Consider the following 1419-nt stretch of genomic DNA (forward strand, 5'->3'; position numbering starts at 1 on the left):
GGTTCATATGACTCACGGTGGACGGGGTTCAGGTCGACGGCATTCTCGGCCTTGCAAGGCCTATCCTCACTTTCATGCCTTGAAGCGCTGCATTCGCTTGGTTTCATCACCGGCGGTGTGGCCGCTGGCGCGATCGGCTGGAGCGGAAATCCGCTCGCCCTTTGGCAGCCCTGGCTTGCCTGGGTCGGGCAGCGCAGCGGGGCGAGGGCACATGTCTGTGCCACTCCTGTGGTCGAGGTCGAGGGCGTGAAGGTTGCGCCGCTGATCTTTTACGAGCAGCCCATCGATCGTCGTCCTTGCCATCCAAGAGGCGGGCCGCGCGAGCCTGGGCATCTCTGTTCGGTCTCTATCCAGCCCAATTGATCGTTGACAGAGGCGCTCTGGGAGCCTAGCGTATCCGACTGGTATAACAGGTATGCCACATGATCGGAGTTCTGATCAAACCGCGGAAGCTTTCGGAGGAGGTTGCAGCGCACCTCGAGCGGATGATCCGCAAGGGAGAGCTGGCCGAAGCCGACCGGCTCCCATCCGAGCGGGAACTCATGCGGCAGTTCGGGGTCGGGCGCCCTTCAATCCGCGAGGCCCTGCTGCATCTGAGCAAGATGGGGCTTGTCGAGGTGAAATCCGGCGAGCGCGCCCGCGTCACTCGGCCAACCCCCCAATTCGTGATCGACGCCCTCTCGGGGCCGGCGCGCCACATGATTTCGGCCCCTGGCGGGGTTCATGACTTCCAGAGCGCGCGTTTGTTTTTCGAAGTCGGGCTTGCCCGCAACGCCGCCATCAATGCCACGTCAGAGGATATTGAGGGCCTCAAGGAGGCGCTCGAAATCAACCGGCAGTCGATCGGGGACCTGACGCGCTTCGAGCGCACCGATGTGGACTTCCACTACGTGCTGGCGGTGATCACCCGCAATCGTATCTTCACAGCCATTCACGCGGCGTTGGCCGAATGGCTGCTGGAACAGCGGCGCACAACTTTGGCCAAAGGTGAAGACCGAAAGGCCTACGAGGCTCATCGCGAAATCTTTGATGCCGTCGCCGCGCGCGATCCAGACGCCTCCGAAGCGGCTATGCGCAGGCATCTGGAATATGTCTCCAGACGCTATCTTGAAATTGCGGGTGGCAAGGGATGAGCGGCTTCGTGGTCTGGGTCGATTTCCGCCTCAAGCCGGGTGCCCGGGGCAGATTCCGAGAGCTCGTGGACGCCAACGCGACCGCGTCGGTTCGCAGCGAAGCCGGCTGCCGCCGCTTTGATGTGACGCAGGCGCGCGGCGAGCCCGACCGGGTCCTGCTCTACGAGATTTACGACAGCGAGGCTGCATTCAAGCTCCACTGCCGGACAGCCCATTTCGAGGAATTCAATTCGCAGAGCGCGCCGCTCGTCGACACCAAGCTGGTGACGATCTGCGACCTTGTTGT

General features: G+C 62.4%; 2 protein-coding genes. Both read left to right on the forward strand.

The window, feature by feature from the left end; translation table 11 throughout:
* The first annotated feature begins 422 nt into the window (after positions 1-422).
* On the forward strand, positions 423-1133 hold the full coding sequence (gene nanR / locus EN932_RS36085) for a transcriptional regulator NanR (RefSeq protein WP_027163180.1): 711 nt from the start codon (positions 423-425) through the stop codon (positions 1131-1133).
* The coding region (locus tag EN932_RS36090; RefSeq protein ID WP_164890848.1) for a putative quinol monooxygenase at positions 1130-1419 on the forward strand (290 nt) is incomplete at its 3' end. The genes nanR and EN932_RS36090, both read left to right, overlap by 4 nt.

The organism is Mesorhizobium sp. M7A.F.Ca.US.002.01.1.1 (assembly GCF_004022955.1).
GTDB classification, from domain to species: Bacteria; Pseudomonadota; Alphaproteobacteria; order Rhizobiales; family Rhizobiaceae; genus Mesorhizobium; species Mesorhizobium ciceri.